Below are 303 nucleotides of genomic sequence, written 5' to 3'. Positions count from 1 at the left end.
GTGATTCATGACTGGGGTGAAGTCGTAACAAGGTAACCGTAGGGGAACCTGCGGTTGGATCACCTCCTTACCTTAAAGAACCTGCCTTTGTAGTGTCCACACAGATTGTTTGATAAATGATAAATTTCAAAATGTACTGTTAAGTGCATTGTGAAATTTTGCTCTTTAAAAATCTGGATCAAGCTGAAAATTGAAACGACACACAGTTAATGTGTGTTCGAGTCTCTCAAATTTTCGCAATCAGAAGTGAAACATCTTCGGGTTGTGAGGTTAAGCGACTAAGCGTACACGGTGGATGCCCTG

At 41.3% G+C, this 303-nt stretch carries 1 rRNA gene; it reads left to right on the top strand.

Annotated features, from left to right (window positions below):
• A 16S ribosomal RNA gene (locus PGS10_RS24995) occupies positions 1-70 on the top strand; the annotation flags it as partial.
• Positions 71-303: the final 233 nt, after the last annotated feature.

Origin of the sequence: Klebsiella sp. 141153 (genome assembly GCF_032601995.1) — a bacterium.
Taxonomy (GTDB): Bacteria; Pseudomonadota; Gammaproteobacteria; order Enterobacterales; family Enterobacteriaceae; genus Klebsiella; species Klebsiella aerogenes.
Note: the sequence above shows the minus strand (reverse complement) of the source record. Positions and strands in the feature narration are given on the sequence as shown.